The organism is Corynebacterium neomassiliense, from assembly GCF_900626215.1.
Lineage (GTDB): Bacteria > Actinomycetota > Actinomycetes > Mycobacteriales > Mycobacteriaceae > Corynebacterium > Corynebacterium neomassiliense.
Map to the genome: position 1 here is coordinate 549505 of NZ_LR131106.1, position 16034 is coordinate 565538.

7 protein-coding genes and 1 pseudogene are annotated in these 16034 nt (G+C 59.6%); 6 read left to right on the plus strand and 2 right to left on the minus strand.

The window, feature by feature from the left end:
* Positions 1–35 precede the first annotated feature (35 nt).
* Positions 36–9200 (minus strand): non-ribosomal peptide synthetase, encoded by a 9165-nt coding sequence (locus E0E18_RS02425; protein WP_161972236.1) that lies wholly within the window; start codon positions 9198–9200, stop codon positions 36–38.
* A gap of 942 nt (positions 9201–10142) precedes the next feature.
* Here E0E18_RS02425 and E0E18_RS14435 point away from each other — a divergent pair.
* From E0E18_RS14435 to E0E18_RS02435, 3 genes and pseudogenes are all read left to right on the plus strand, one after another.
* A pseudogene (locus tag E0E18_RS14435) lies at positions 10143–10304 on the plus strand (hypothetical protein); the annotation flags it as partial.
* Between the two features lie 53 nt (positions 10305–10357).
* Positions 10358–11212, plus strand: coding sequence for an ISAs1 family transposase (locus tag E0E18_RS02430; RefSeq protein WP_202616681.1), 855 nt, complete (start codon positions 10358–10360; stop codon positions 11210–11212).
* Between the two features lie 40 nt (positions 11213–11252).
* The gene (locus E0E18_RS02435; protein ID WP_130839241.1) at positions 11253–11444 is read left to right on the plus strand and encodes a hypothetical protein; all 192 of its coding nucleotides are present in this window, start codon (positions 11253–11255) and stop codon (positions 11442–11444) included.
* A 347-nt stretch (positions 11445–11791) separates the two neighbouring features.
* Here the strand turns inward: E0E18_RS02435 and E0E18_RS02440 are convergent, their stop codons facing one another.
* Positions 11792–12628, minus strand: a complete 837-nt coding sequence (locus tag E0E18_RS02440; RefSeq protein ID WP_202616682.1) for an ABC transporter substrate-binding protein — start codon at positions 12626–12628, stop codon at positions 11792–11794.
* Between the two features lie 658 nt (positions 12629–13286).
* Here E0E18_RS02440 and E0E18_RS02445 point away from each other — a divergent pair.
* From E0E18_RS02445 to E0E18_RS14560, 3 genes are all read left to right on the plus strand, one after another.
* On the plus strand, positions 13287–14303 hold the full coding sequence (locus tag E0E18_RS02445) for a helix-turn-helix domain-containing protein (protein WP_161972238.1): 1017 nt from the start codon (positions 13287–13289) through the stop codon (positions 14301–14303).
* 527 nt (positions 14304–14830) lie between these two features.
* A complete protein-coding gene (locus E0E18_RS14555; RefSeq protein ID WP_474077486.1) occupies positions 14831–15367 on the plus strand; it encodes a transposase family protein in 537 nt (178 codons plus the stop codon).
* A 48-nt stretch (positions 15368–15415) separates the two neighbouring features.
* The gene (locus tag E0E18_RS14560) at positions 15416–16027 is read left to right on the plus strand and encodes a transposase (protein WP_474077487.1); all 612 of its coding nucleotides are present in this window, start codon (positions 15416–15418) and stop codon (positions 16025–16027) included.
* Positions 16028–16034: the final 7 nt, after the last annotated feature.

Consider the following 16034-nt stretch of genomic DNA (forward strand, 5'->3'; position numbering starts at 1 on the left):
GCAGCACCATCTGGTGTTGCCGGGGCCGCTGTCTGTCAGGACCTGGTGGAGTTCTCCTTGAGGTGCTCCCGCAGCGCGGGTGCCCATTCTCTGAGGCCACCGGTGGGTCGCATCACGGTGTAATGATCGGTACACGGAATCATCAGAGCGCGGAGTTCAGGCAGATGTCTGCGCCACCGGTCCGCCCGGTCATCCCCGGGACGGTCGCTGGCGATGAACAGCGTGGGAATGTCCAGTTCCCCGGTGGTGTGGCGGGACATCATCACGTCACACCGGAGCCCCGAGACCGCGAAAGCAGTACGCTGCCCGGCGCTCATGCTCTCCTGGTCGGTGAAGAGCCCACCGGTGTCCCTGACCAGGGTGTTCCAGTTCCGTTCGAGGAATTCCTGCTGAAGCCCGGTGTCCTCGGTCAGCGGGAGTTCCCTCAGCTTCGTCGTTCCTTCCTCCGCCAGGTAGTCGTGGTCCACCGGGGTGGTGTCCACAATGGTCAGGGAGGCGACGGTGTCGCCGTCCTCCTCAAGGGCTTTCGCCATCGCGAAGGCGATGTGGGCGCCGTATGACCACCCGAGCAGGTGGTACGGCCCGTCGGGCTGGGTGTGCCGGACCGCGTCGACATAGGCACGGGCCACCTCATCGATGTCCGCGAAGTCAACGCGGTGGCCCGCGTGGGAGGGATCCTGAAGGCCCACGAGCCCCCATCCTTCCGGCAGTTCGTTGATCATTCCCTGGTACACCGTCGCACTGCCGAACTGGGCGTGGACGCAGAAGACGGTGCTGCCGTCCCTGCTCGCCTCTTTCAGCGGGAGGAGGATGGCGTCGTCAGTCCCCTGCACGTCGCCACCGGCGGAATCGATGACCGTAGCCAGCTCCGTCACACTCTGGTGGGCGAATACATCGCGGACCAGAACATTCGCCCCGGACATCTCCTCGAGCCTGTCGTTGAGGGCTGCCACATAGCGCATCGCCATCAACGAGTTGCCGCCGATCTCGAAGAAGTTCGCCGTGGTGGAGACCGTCTCCACCCCCATGAGCTCGGAGAGCACATCAACGAGCACCTTCTCGGTCGGGGTGACCGGGGCAACGTGTTCGTCGGCACCCGTGGAGATCTCGGGTAGGGCACGGACGTCCACCTTGCCGTTGACGGTCAGCGGAATCTCCTCGATCGCGGCAAGGCCGGCCGGCACCATGTAGTCCGGTAGCAGTGACCTTGCCCGCCGACGGATCGCATCAAGATCCAGGCCGTCAGGGGAAGCCCCGGCGCCCGCGGTCAGGTAGGCGAAGAGCTGGATCACTCCGGTGGGGTCCTTGCGCGGTACCACCACCGCCCTGGAAACCCCGGGAATATGGGAGAGCACATCGGCGATCTCACCGGGTTCTATGCGGTAGCCACGGATCTTCACCTGGTCATCAGAACGACCGAGGTACTCGATGCTGCCGTCGTCCCGCCGTCGCACCAGGTCACCGGTGCGGTACATCCGCTCCCCCTCCTCGAAAGGACACGCGGGGAACCGTTCCGCAGTCAGTGAAGGCTGTCGCCAGTATCCGCGCACCATACCTGCACCGGCCAGGTAGAGCTCTCCTGGCACGCCGGGAAGCACCGGCTGCAGGTTCTGGTCGAGGATGTAGGCGCGGGTGTTGAGGATCGGCGTGCCGACACTGGAGGTTGCACTGTCCGCGAGGTCGGCACCGAGCGCGTTGATCGTGTACTCGGTCGGCCCGTAGAGGTTGTAGGCCTCCACCCCCGGGGCCTCCCGCAGCTGGGTCCACAGGCGCTCAGGCACCGCTTCACCGCCGAGCGAGACAAAGACCACTCCCTCGGCGTCTGCGGCGGTGGCTCGTCCGGCGGGCCTGTCGCGGTCCAGCAGTCCCTCCTCCACTAGGACTTCTCCGTAGGAGGGGGTGACGTCGAACCCGTCGATGCGGTTCTCGTCATAGTAGGCCAGCAGTCGGGCCGGTTCCCGGCGCATATCCTCGTCGATGACGTAGACGGCGTGACCGTTGAGCATCCAGAACAGCTGTTCCCAGGAGGCGTCGAAGGCGAAGGAGGTGGTGTGGGCGATGCGCATGCGCCGCCCGCCCTGGTGAGCGACAACCCGGTCGAAGATCTCCGCGACGTGGTTGACGTACATGTTGGTCAGACCCCGGTAACCTACGGCGACTCCCTTCGGTCTGCCGGTGGAGCCTGAGGTGAAGATGATGTACGCCAGGTTATCCGGCATCACCTCGCTGCCCCGGTCACCGTCGGTGATGACGGCGGAGTCGATGTTCCGGATCGCCTCGGTGACGTCGGCTGCGTCGAGATTGACGAGTTCCCCGCCCGCCTGCGGGATACGGGCGGCGTCCCGGTTCGTGACCATGGTGACGGTGGGGGCGGCGGTCTCCAGGATGAAGGCGATACGGTCATCCGGGTGTTCGGCGTCCACCGGGACGTAGGCCGCGCCCACGGCGAAGACGGCGAACATGGCGATCACCATCCGCTCGTCCCGTGGCAGTAGCAGGGCCACACGGTGTTCTGGTCGCACGCCGTGATCGAGGAGGACCCGGGCGTGCCGGTTCACCTCGTCAAGGAACTCCGCGAAGGAGTAGGTATGGTCACCGGCGACGAGCGCGAGGTCATCAGGAGACAGCTCGGCCTGGCGGCACAGCAGGTCATAGACCGTGTCCGGGTCACGTGGCGCATCGCCGACCCGCTGAATCTCATGCTCCGCAGCTTTCTCATGGGGCAACTGGGCAGGAACCTCCGCGACCGACGCCGACCCGTGTTCAGCCATGAAGCGGAGCACCCGTATATAGCGGTCCACTGTCTCATCGGCGCCATGTTCACTGAAGGCGTCGGTGCGGTAGGACATCCGGACATGGACATGCTGTCCGTCGCTGTCCTCCCATGGATTGACCGCGAAGGTGACCGGGTAATGGGTCGCGTCGTTGACGGTGCCACCGAGGACCTCTGCTTCACCGGACTCCGCGTGCACCGGTGTGAAGGGGAAGTTCTGGATGACGAACAGTGTGTCGAAAAGCGTGCCCAGGCCGGCTCTGCCCTGGATGGTGCTGAGCGGCTCCTGCTGGTGTTCCATCACATCGAGCTGCTCGCGTTGGATGCGGGTCAGAAGCCCGTCAACGCTTTCAAACGGGCTGAGACGCACCCGGAACGGCAAGGTGTTGAACAGTAGCCCGATAATCCGTTCCGCATCCGGGAGCTGCGGGGGACGTCCGGCCACGGTGTTGCCGAAGATCGCGTCGTCAGTGCCGGTGAGCCGTGCCAATGTCACTCCCCAGGCGGTCTGCAGAACTGTCCCCACCGTCGCACCGGTGCGCTGCGCGGAACTGTGGATGGCCTCAACAGCGCCTGCATCGAGGTCGACATGGATTTCCCCGGTGACAATCTCTGCTCCGGCGAGCTCAAGGGACGGGCACAGTATTGACGGGGTATCGATGTCCGCGAGGTATCGGGACCAGACCCGCGCGGACTCCTCCATGTCCAGCTCGGCCAACCAGTCGAGGTAGGAGCGGAATGACGCCGGCCTGTCGGCGTCCAGGGAGGTCGGGTTCCGGTAGACACCCAGGATCTCGGCGAGAACCTTGTTCAGCGACCATCCGTCCATCAGGATGTGCTCGAACGTCATCGCCAATGTCCACCTCCCCGCCTCCTGCTTAACCAGGAGGAACCTGATGAGAGGCGGGTTCTCACGGTCGAAGGGACGTGCGCGCTCCTCATCGAGAACAGTCGGTAGGGGCTGACCGTATTCTGCGCAGTCGACTGTCCGGAACTCTGGGCGGCGTCCGGCCGGGATCACCTGGACTTCGGTCGAGGCTGAGACGATGAATCCGGCCCCGAGGTTCGGGTACCTCCGGAAGACCTTGAGCACCGCGTGCCTCATGCGTTCCGTGTCGATGTCCCCGGACAGCTGCCTGGTGACCTGCGAGATGTAGGCGTTGTGATCGTCTGACTCTTCGGCTCTGATCATGTGGTAGAGCAGACCGCTCTGGAGCGGCGAGACCGGCAGGACCTCGACGTCCGAACCGTAGGAATCACGGATCCGCTCGCGGTCGCGGACAGGTAGGGAGAGCCGTCCCCGACTGTGCAGGCGCGGCCAACGGTCTTCTCCGACCTCTTCGGCACTGAATCCGGTTTCCATGATCCGCCTCAGCACTTCAGTGGAAAGAAGGCGCGGATCGATCTCCTCGGCCCGCGATCCCACATGGACCCGCACGTCGCCGGACGTGCTCCGTGGCAGCAGCACCGTGATGTCGACCGTGTAACCGTCGTCGGTTCGTCGATTGTAATCGGCATCGGTGTTCAGAACCGTCACCCGAATCGTGGGTTGTGGAATATCATCGAAGAACCTGTTGACCTCATTGTCCGACATCAACTGCACATACTGCTGGGTGCGAGCGTCGGACCATTCATCGGCCTCGCCCAACTTCTGCGACAGCGTGACGGGATCAGAGCTCTCCTCCCACAGTTCGCTCGTCACGAGCACCGGACGGGTTGACAATTTCCCTGGCCCGTAGGATTCGGCGAGGTCCAGGACGAGGTCTTCCTCGTCACCGATGTATCCCGCCAGGGCTCCTGCAACGGCGGCCAGGGAGCTGTTGGCTGACGTCGCACTAGTGGAAGCATGCGGTTCCACCGGGCCGACCGAGTGACTCTCTGACGGATCACTGAGGGAGACCGGTATCTCGCAGGGGTCGCTGTCCGCGAGCATATCCACCCAGTCTTCCCAGAAAGGTTCTTCCAAAATCAGATGCGGTCTGGACTCTGCGTCCTCATGGTGTCGAGTGGCGCCGTCGACGATCTGCAGGCCTCCTTCGCTCTTGTAAGAGGTCACCAATGACTTCAGGAGTTGCCTCCAGTGGTCCAGATCCTCGGGATTCTCGGTGTCTGCCACCAGGCACAGCTCATTGTCCTTGTTGAGTTGAGCGAGAAGGTTTTCCGCGAAGTGCGTGGACAGCCGCAGATTCTCTGTAGCGGCCAACCACAGTTCCAGGTCATCGACGGCGCCGATGTTGAGGAGAGCTCCTCCCTGCGAACTGTCTATTTCATCGACCGTATCCGACTTCGGCGCTCTCCCGTCGCTCAGGCGCACCAGATCAGCAAGCACGGATACCGGTAGGTGAGGATATTCTGTTCCCCAGAGAAGGAAGGAGGCTGCGCCGTCGACAAGCCGCTGCGCCGTGCCCTCATCAAAGAGTTCTTTGGCGGCATTCAATGCCAGCCCAAATTCTCCGCCTGGAAGGAGGGATATTGAGTACACCAGGTCGAATAGTGCAGGCCTCTCAATGTCGTCGCTATCCTTCTCGTCATTGCGCCCGGCTCGCTCAACAGGACGAAGCGCTGCGGTCTCCTGACTTTCTGTCGCCCGGCGACCAGGGGAATCAATGTAGGCGGCCATCACCTGGAATATGGGAGATAGCCCCAGTTCGCGCTTCGGAGATAATTGCTCTACCACGCGCTCAAACGGTACAAATTTATTCTCTTCGGCGGCCAACAGTAGATCGCGCGTCAAGGTGAGGAATTCCTCGAATGCAAGGTCCTCTTCCACACGGATAGGAAGTGCAACCGTGTTCACAAGGTACCCTATGACATTTTCCAGATCAGGGTCATCACGCAAATTTACCGGGACGCCCACGGGTATCGTTGTTCCGGAACCCTCCGACCAAAGTTGGAGTGCCAACGCAGCCAACAAGGCCTGCAGCGGCGTGCTTCTTGCATTCCTCAGCAGCCTCTGCACCTTCTTCGTTTCTGAGCCTGAGAGCTGGTAACGGACAGAACGAACTGTTCTCCCACCCTCATGGTTGCGACGGTGGTCAAGCGGCAGAGGGGTTTCTGCAGGAATGTTCTCCAGCGCATTACAGTGAAACGCCAATTGTCGGACATACAGGGAATTAGAATCATCGACATTGCCTATAACATCTTCCTGCCAGTAAGAAAAATCGGCATACTGCACCGCCAAGGGGGGGAGTTCCTTGACCTGCATCCCTATTTCCGATCTATATAGATTATCGAGATCTCGCAAAAGAATCATTTCCGACTGCTCGTCCGATACGATATGGTGCCCAATAGTCAGCAGATAGTCTTTTTCTTTATCCTGAAGAATTAGGAAACGGCGACCGTACTCATTTGAGAGCTCGAAATCATCTGCCATTTCTTCGTTAATTATTGACGACAAGGGGGCGCCACAAAGGGAACGAGTGGGAATTTTTCCCTTCGGAGGATTGCTGTCAATCCATTGCATCAGTCGCCCACTCACACCATCAGCGCGGAACCTCGTTCGGAGAACTTCGTGTCGCATACGCAGCTTGTGCACTGCCGTGGATAGAGCATTGATATCCGCAGGATCTGAGAATTCCAACAGTTTAAGTGTTTTATATACCTGCGGATTACTAACTTGGTTCGTGAGCCAGAGTGCTTGTTGTCCGTAGGATGCGGGGACGGTGTCGGGGCGGGTGATGTCGGCGACACGGGGCAGGGCGGAAGTAGTGTGGTCAGCGTCGGTGTTGCTGTCTGCCAGTGCTGCCAGTTCGCCGATGGTCGGGGTGTCGAAGACATCCTTCAACGTCAGTGAGCTGCCCAGTGCGGCGTTGACCCGGGCGGTGATCCTGGTGGCCAGCAGGGAGTGTCCGCCGAGGTGGAAGAAGTCGTCGTCGATGGACAGTTCCGTGTCGTCGTCGAGGGCCAGAACATCGGTGAACACCGCGGCGATGGTCTTTTCCGTGTCCGTGGCAGGCGCCCGGCCGGTCCCCGACCCGGCACCCAGATCCGGGGTGGGCAGGGCCCGGCGATCCAGTTTGCCGTTGGTGGTGGTCGGCAGCACATCCAGGACGGTGACGGTGGTGGGCACCATGTAGTCGGGTAGCCGGTCGGCGACCCAGTCCCGGATTGTGGCTGTGATGTCCCCGTCCCCGGTGAGGTCGGCCCCGGTGAGGTAGGCGGCGAGGAACTTCCCGCCGGCGGGGTGGTCACAGGCGATCACCGCCGCGGCGGTGACCTTCGGGTGCTGTTCAACCACCGCGCGGATCTCGTCGGGTTCGATACGGTTGCCGCGGATCTTGACCTGATCATCGGCCCGACCGTGGTAGTCCAGGTGGCCGTCCTGATTCCAGGACACCAGGTCCCCGGTGCGGTACAACCGGTTTCCGTCATCGGTGAAGGGGTCGGCGATGAACCGTTCGGCGGTTAACCCGTGCCGGTTCACGTACCCGTCGGCCAGTTGTGCCCCACCGAGGTAGAGTTCCCCGATGACACCGGGGGCCACCGGGCGTAGCCAGGAATCCAGCACATGGGCGGTGGTATTCGCCACCGGCGAACCAATCGGAACGCTCGCAGATTTGCTTGATTGATGATCGACAATATAGGTAGATGTAGTTATTGTTGTTTCCGTAGGTCCATAAGTGTCAACAAATCTTGATTTTCTGAAAGTGGCAGTCGCTTTTTGTGCGAGACGGGTGGAGACAACCTCTCCACCGGAGAATACTTGACGTAAGGATAAGAACGGGTCAGGCGAGCATATTTCATGGCTATTATTTCCATGTTGGACATTGTCTAAAAGCAATTGGAGCATTGAAGCTACGAAATATGCAACCGTGATCTGGCGTCGACCAATCACCTCGGTGAGGTAGTCAGGATCTTTGTGACCACCATCAACAGCGACCACACTGGTAGCCCCGGACAGTAGTGGAAGGAAAAATTCCCAGACGGACACATCGAACGTCGCCGGCGTTTTCTGCAGGATTACGTCACTATCGGTGTAGTCGAATAGGTCAATATCAGAGGTGAACCTGTTGACCAGGTTGTGGTGGGTGATGGCGACGCCTTTGGGCCTGCCGGTGGTACCCGAGGTGTAGATGACATACGCCCCATCGGCCGGGGTCAACGGTCGGGACAACACCGGCGGGGGTGATACCCCGGGGGCCAGGACAGACTGCACCGCGGGGGCGTCGATGGGCACGACAGGCACACCGGGAGTGGGGAACACCTCCCGGGGTGGGGGGGTGGTGGCCGCGTCGGGGACCAGCAGCACCGGGGCGGCATCGGCCAGGATGTAGCTGACCCGCTCGGCCGGGTACTCCGGATCAACCGGCACGTAGATCCCGCCGGCGCGGATGATCGCCGCCAACACCACCGGCAGATCCAGGCTGCGGTGAACCGCCACAGCGACCCGGTCACCGACATCCACCCCACGGTCGGCCAAAAGACCGGCCAGAGCATTGACCCGGGCGGTGAACTGCGCGTAGGACAGTTCCGTGCCGGTGGCATCGTCGATCAACGCGGTGGCCGTCGGTGTCGCGTGAGCCTGGTCAACCAACAGACTGTCGAGAGTCACCCCGGCGGGGATGTCCAGTTCCTCACCCACAGACCAGGTGGTGATGTTGTCACGGTCCGCATCGGTGAGCACATCCAAATCCCCGACACGCGTATCCGGAGCCGTGGCCAACATATTTTCCAGAAAACCAAATAATCTACGAATGATTAAATCGCAATCAATGTCTTCAGACGAAGAAGATGCAGAAAAAGAGAAGCCATGCTGCCCGTCTCGATAGACAGAAATTTCTGTGTTTCCTACCGGGCCCGAATAGACAGTCTGCTGCATAGTATTTAAATAGTCAAAGTTGTAGGAATAGTCGAAAGACTTTATATTAATTGCTGGTATGGAATCATAGAACGGTCGCCCCCCGGGGACCATTCTTGCAATATCCTCTTCGGGAAGGGAATCTAGCTTCCGCATCCTTTCCCTCTCGATTTCCATAGTTGACATAAATTCACCTATGGTGTCTTCACGATTTAGTGCCGCCAAGATTGGCTTCGCTGTAGTATATAGACGAACGTCCGAAAGTTCATCCTTTCCGAACCGTTCCAGGCTCTGAAGTTTAACAGCGGCAATCTCTCTATTATTGTAAATTGCGAAAAACAATGCCGTGGCGAATATTGTAAAATCGGCCCATGTTGCCCTTTTTAAAATAGAGCAATTATCGATTTTTTTCGCGAGGGAGCGACCAACGTGTGACGAACAGGAAGAAATGGGACGACCGGGTTTTAATTCACCATTTAAATCTCCCAGCTCAAGACCATCTAGCTGAGGAAATATGCTAGACAATTCAAAATTATTGACGTCTCCTACACTTCCTATAATTTCGAGCGACTCTCTGTTTTCGAAATCACGAAACCGAAAACTGGCAGTGTCAATATATTTTTTCTCCAAGCCGTAACAATCAGATACTCTTCGACATATAAGAAGAATGGCGTAAGCATCGACATGTATATGGTGAACATTGAGTTCCCAAGCACATCCGCCAGAACTACGTCTATGAATATAGGAAAACGGAGAGAATCTACTATTAACTTCTTCAAGGTGAATGTCTCGATCCTCAACCATTTTCACAATATCATCGTCAGCAGCAACGGTATCAGATATAAAAGTGTGAAATCTTTCGGAATTCGAGGGGAGCGTAAAGAGCGGTTCTACGTCATCAGGCTCCAACTTCAGACCACATGCCTCATTCAAGGATGTGTCGATCGCCCTTTTGAGAGTTTCAATGTCTACAGCATCATCAAACCAAACTATCTGACTAATCCTGTACGCATTTATATCTTCGACGGTAGCGTCGCCAAGCCAAACACTTCGCTCACTGGGAGACATTGGAAAGCGGATGCCGCTTTTCAGTCTTTGATCTTTTTTCATATATAGGATACTAGAGTGTCGAAAGATTCATAGGGTTCATAAAATACCCCCAGATTAACAGGACTCGTACTTTATAAGGGGGGTAAATCAAAATCTCACGAGAACCGGTAGGGAAACGTGTTTCTCCTGATGAACGTCTCGAATGCCTGATGCGTGTCCTCGGACCGCGCCCGTTGCACGTTACTGATCAAGTTCTTCGCCTCTCCCCCAGGGCTCCGTCAAAGTCGCTGATAGCTCCTGTGACCAGGCTTGACGCTGACGCCACACCGCCATAAATACACGACAGGTAAGTGCTGACTTTCGATGATGGAAGTTCTCTAAGCTCACCGTCACAAGGAACACGTACCTGCCGATGCCATCATCCCTGAGCACACCCCGACCTGTCGAACCGAGCACACCCTCGCCCCGATTCCTCTGCCGGAACTGCTGGCCACCATCAACGACCACCGTCATCGTCGTGGTATCCGCCACCGTCTCAATGTCCTACTCGCCGTGCCGCTGGCCGCCGTGGCAGCCGGGGCGAAAAGCTACACCGACATCGCCGACTGGGTCAACGATCCGGTGAACACCGCTATCACCGAACTGGGCGTCGACCTGCGCCGACGACCTTCAGAACCAACCATCCGCCGTGCCTTGTCCGGTGTGGATGCCGACGTGCTGGACCGGATCATCGGCGCGTGGACCTGGACGAGGACCGCGACTGTCAACGGTCGACGGGTGATCGCCTCGACGGTAAGACCGTCCGCGGTGCCCGCACCCCGTCTGACCCCGATTCCCGTGCCCCGCACCTGGTCGCAGCGTACGACCACTGTCACGGCACCGTCATTGCTCAGGTCAGCGTCGATGCGAAGACCAACGAGATTCCCGCAGCCCGTAACCTGCTGAGCCTGTTGGATCTCACCGACGTGCTGGTCAGCCTCGATGCTCTGCACACCCAGGTCGACACCGCCAGGCACATCGTCGCCGCCGGCGGCGACTACCTGATGACGGTGAAGAAGAACCAGAAGTCGCTGTACTCCTGGGCGACGTCACTGGCCTGGCACAAGGTGCCCACCAACAGTGGTCAGTCCCGTGGGCACGGGCTGGCGGTGGTCCGTCAGGTGCAGGCTGTGCAGGTGACTGAGTCAGACACACCGTTTCCGCATGCGGCCCAGGTGATCAAGGTGGTTCGAAAACGTACCGTGACCTGTGGGAAGAAGGGCAGTCGGAAGAGCAGGCCCTCGCAGGAGACGGTGTACCTGCTGTGTTCGCTGGGGCATCTGGATGCACCGGTTCAGAAACTGGATGCCTGGATCCGAGGTCACTGGGGCATCGAGAACAAGCTCCACTGGGTTCGGGATGTGGTGTTTGGTGAGGATTCTTCCCGGGTGCGCACCGGTGTCGGGCCGCGGGTGATGGCGACGTTGTACTCGACGGCGATCGGTCTGGTCCGACTGGCCGGTCATGCGAAGATCAAGAGGACCTTGAGCGCTCACGGGAGGTCACCAGGAAGGGCAATTCACCTGGTCACAACCGCTCACGAACGACTTTGACGGAGCTCTGGGGCACGCCCCGAACGGAACCGCGATCCCGGTGCCCCGTCCATCAGCCCGCCCCAGGTGGTGGCTGTGGGAGCCGAAGACGTGGCGGGCGAGGATCGGATCAATCGCCGCGCTGGTCACCCGGCATGCCCGGGAGTTGACCGTCCGGTTCGACGAGGCGATGGAGTACACGGCCACACTGATCACGGCGATCACCAGGATCAGGTCACTGACCTTCACGTAGTCCGCCGCGGCTGCCCCGCATCCCGGCACCACTGATCTGATCTTCCCCACCTGTGCCCGCCCCCGTGACACCGAAAGGACCAGGAACCCCAGCATCCGGCGCTGGGACGAACACCAGCCGGTGATGTCGCGCGCCTTCGGTAGAATCAGTCACGGGTCAGTAACGCGGGGAAGGCTGACTACAGAGCAAGACCGACTCGTGAAAAATCCGGGCCATTGTCCCATGTCAGGTCATGTTTTTCAATGGTTTCCGGGGTTGTTGAGGTGGTCGGGAATCGGGGTCGAACGCCAACTAACGACCCACGCTCCTGGCTCGTATGTGCTCGTTGATAGCGGCGGAAAGCAACACTACCGTACGCTACTACTTTCGGCGATTTTCTCGGCCACCTCTCCCGTCAGCCATTCCTGAGCCAGGACGCCACCGTTGTTCATGGATCCCGATAGATCATTATCGAACCAAACTACCCTATTTTGTATACTTGAGTAGAAGGGGTTCGATTTCACTGCAGCTCCACCATCTTGAAACTCAAACAAGAAAACATAGTCAGCAGTGAGTGAACCTAATTGCTCTGCAGAAATATCGTTATTTCCAGAAACTCTAGAATCAACCTCCGCCTGCAATCCTGCTTCCGGAGTCATACCAAATCCTCGCAATACATACTGGCCAGTGGGACTCAATGTAACTCCGCCATCATCGTTAGCGACAGCTACATTATAAGTCTTTCCATTAGCTTCAGGGATGCCCTCCGCACTATCACTAATTGCACTGCTTACTCGATCAATCAATTCGTCACCTGAGCGCTCCTCGTTTACCGCAGCGGCTATCTCTTGAACACCGGATTCCCAACCTCCCTCCTGGTAGGGCGTTGTCGCGTAGAGCACGGTGGAAATCCCCGATAGCTTTTCACTGACAGCACTCTCAGCAAGCGCATCCCAATCTGGGACAACAATCAGGTCTGGGTCATACTGTGCAATTTTCTCGTAATTTAGATCAGCCGATGCGGATGTAATCGTACCCAAGTCACTGTCCACATAATCCTCACCTTTGAACTGTTCAAGATAGGGCCTATCGAGAAGTTTCTCGCTAATACCTGCGGCCACAGGACGAATCCCAAGTCCCAAAGTAGCCTCCACAGCAGGCAGGCCGAGAGCGACTATACGTTCCGGTTGACTGTCAATCTTCACCTCACCCTGCGACGTCTGGACAGTCACAGGATAGTAATCCGACGATGTAGATTCATTTGCGGAATCACTTCCACCTGAACCACAAGCAGAAAGTCCGATCGCGCATGTCAGCCCTGCTATCAGCGCCGCCGCCCCTACTCGAATCCGCGTCCATCTTAGAGCACACAAAATGAGGTTCTCCTTGTTTCCATGATCTCCCGGGCGCGCTTGTACGCGCTGCCCGACCTAGGTTATGCTCGGCTAAGCAAGCTCGACCAACAGAAAACGACATATGATGAACACTCCCGCTTTGACGATGGGTTTCCCTCCGATCGCTACCAAAAAGCGCTGTCACCAGCACAGAAGCACCGGACTCTGGGTGGAGTCCGGCACGGCACGGCTCCAGAACAGCAACGTTGAAGCCCATCAGCATGAGCTCCTGGTCATCCCACCGGGTGTAGAACACGCCGTAACGACCACCCAAGACAGCATCGTCTTCCCGGTCCTCGGAACACTCCCAGACACCAGACCAGAGTCCAGTGCCAAATGTCCCGCGCCGGTTGTGCACTCCCTCGGGGCAGGCTGGACGACTCCCGTTCTCCACAACTTCCTCGGTTCCGAGTCGCCGGTCAGGCCTGTCGGAAATCCAGGAGAGCATCTCTTCGCTTCCGTTGCTCTGATGCCCGACATCTTTCCGGAGCCCACCCTCTCCGCCTCCCTTCTGGGGTCAACGATCTGCCACGAGATCAAGACCAATCCTGCGTCCTCTCCTTCCATCGAACATTTCGCCACGCGGGCAAGCGTTAGCGCGAGGACACTGCAACGGACCTTCCTTCACGACACCGGGCTCACCGTCAGCCAGTGGCGTACTGCCTACCGCATGTCACTGGCCACCCGACTACTCCTGGAGGGCTTTGATTTGACCTATATCGCCGACCGCTGCGGTTATGACACCATCATCGGCTTCGCCAGAGCCTTCGCCCGCACCATCGGCGTCCCCCCCGTAACCTGGTTGAAACAGCGCGGCGGAGCCGGGCACACCACACTTCCCGTCACTCCCCCACCGGTTGCACCCTCCTTCGTCGCCAACCGCCGGAACACCACCTTCTCCGTCCTGCTGTGGATGTACCGGGGAACCGCCACCGTGACCGTCGGTGACCGCACATTCCGCCTGCACCGTGGAGATGCCGTATGGTTGCCCGACCACACCACCAATACCGTCCACGCCAACGCAAATTCACTCCCCATGCCCCTGACCTGCTGGCCGGAAGAATTAGTCGCGGCAGGAGGCCCCAGCTTCCCCGCTATCACGTCCCTCCACGTTCCTCCACACCTGGAAAAACCCCTGATGCAGCACATGGTCTCCGACTACACCGCACTCAAACCCACTGAACCGGAACTCTCCGCGCGCCTGCGCCGCGAGCTTCTCGGCAACCTCGTCGAACTCACCAACCGTCAGCGCGTCCTCGGTATCGGGGAACCGATGGTACGCCCAGCGCCCGGGGCGAAAGCCTCCACCCGCACGCTGAAACGGGTCAAAGACGCGCTGCGAATGCTCGACGACGGGACGGCAGCGTCCTCCGTGGCGCGGCGCGTCGGGTACGGGAGCGCCAGTCAGCTCAGCAGGGACGTCCGGATGTACGCAGGCGCCCCACCCAGCGCCTTCATACCCGTGGACCGCATCGATGGCAGGTGATTCTCCGCCAGGCGTGGCGTCACACAACGCCACAGGGACATCAGGGTCGGGTGGCCCGGGGGTGCGATCCCTCCGGGCCACCCCGACCCTGATACGCAGGTCAGGGCTCCGTCAAAGTCGTGTTGTGAGCCTGTGACCAGTATCAACATCAGCGACACGCCGGGATAGATACACGACGAGCGTGCCGGTTCAACAGAAGATGGAAGTTCCTACACACCCGTCTTCACAAAGGGGCTCTTCCGGATGGGGAGTGCGTAGCAGGTGTGAAGCCCTCAGGGCAGGCCACCACAACATGTAGACCTCGGGGGTTGCAGATATCGAAGGACCCTGCGGTGACAAGATGAAGGTGTCGAATCTCTACCTTCCCACCACAGGATCCATGTCCCAGCCTACCGCCGCCTCTGCCCCTGCCCCGCGTACTCCCCGAACATCGTGGCCGACACGATCTGCCGCACCGTCGAGTTGGGCCTGTCCATCGACAACGCCGCAGTCGCCGGGGACATCATCCACCTGTACTGTCTCACCCGGTGACCGTCAACTCCGCCTGCCCGAGCTGCGGACAGCTGTGTCGAGTCCGTGACCATGTCGAACGTCGGTTGACGGACCTTCCCATCGCTGGGCACCCGAGCCTCCTGCACGTGCGTGTACCCCGGCTGGTCTGCGGCAACGATGACTGCGAGGTCACGATCTTCCGGGCGTCGATCCCACAGGCCACCGACGGCCGTCAGTCCGTGACCTGTCGGGTGACCCGCTGGATCCTGCAGCGCATGGCGTGCGACCAGATGAGCGTGAAAGCCTGTGCCCGGGCACTGGGTATCGGTTGGGACAAGGTCAACCAGCTGGCCCTGTCTGCCTGTCGACAGTTGTCCTACGCCGATCCGTCCCGGTTGGACCGGGTCCGGGTCCTCGGCGTCGACGAACACAAGTGGAAACATGTCCGAGGCGACGGGTCCCCGGGATTCGTCACCGTCATCGTGGATATGACCCCACTGGTCGACGGGGTTGGATCTGCCCGGCTGCCGGACATGGTGCCCGGCCGGTCAGCTGACGCGTTCGGCGACTGACTCGACGCCCGCGGTAGCACGTTCCGCCACCGCATCCGGGTCGTGACCATGGACGGATTCACCGGATACGCGAAGGCCGCGACCAAGCATCTGGGTCAGGCCAGGCAGGTCATGGACCCGTTCCACGTCGTTCACCTGGCCATCGACAAGCTCACCGCATGCCGGCAGCGGGTCCGCAACGAGACGACGGGTCACCGTGGGCGGTCGGGGGATCCGTGGTACGGGATCAGGAGGATCCTACTGACCCGCAAGTCACTGGTGACTCCGAGAAACGCGGTGAAGCTCGATGACGTACTCACCAGTGAAGTGCATCTGCCGGTGCAGGTGACGTGGCACTTCTACCAGGAGATTCTTGCGGCGTACCAGGCGGACCGGCCCCGCGACGGGAAGCTGCGGATGTTCACGGTGATCAAGGCGCTGCACATGAAGATTCCCCATGAACTGCGGGAACTGCGGGTACTGGGCCAGACCTTGTGGAAGCGGCGGGCCGGCATCCTGGCGTTCTTCGACACCGGGGCGTCCAACGGTCCGGTGGAGAACATCAACGGCAAGTTGGAGCACCTGAGGGGTATCGCCTTGGGGTTCAGGAATAAGGCCAACTACATCTTGCGGTCACTGATCCACTCGGGCGGGTTTCGGAAGGCAATCGACGCACTCTGAAACCGGA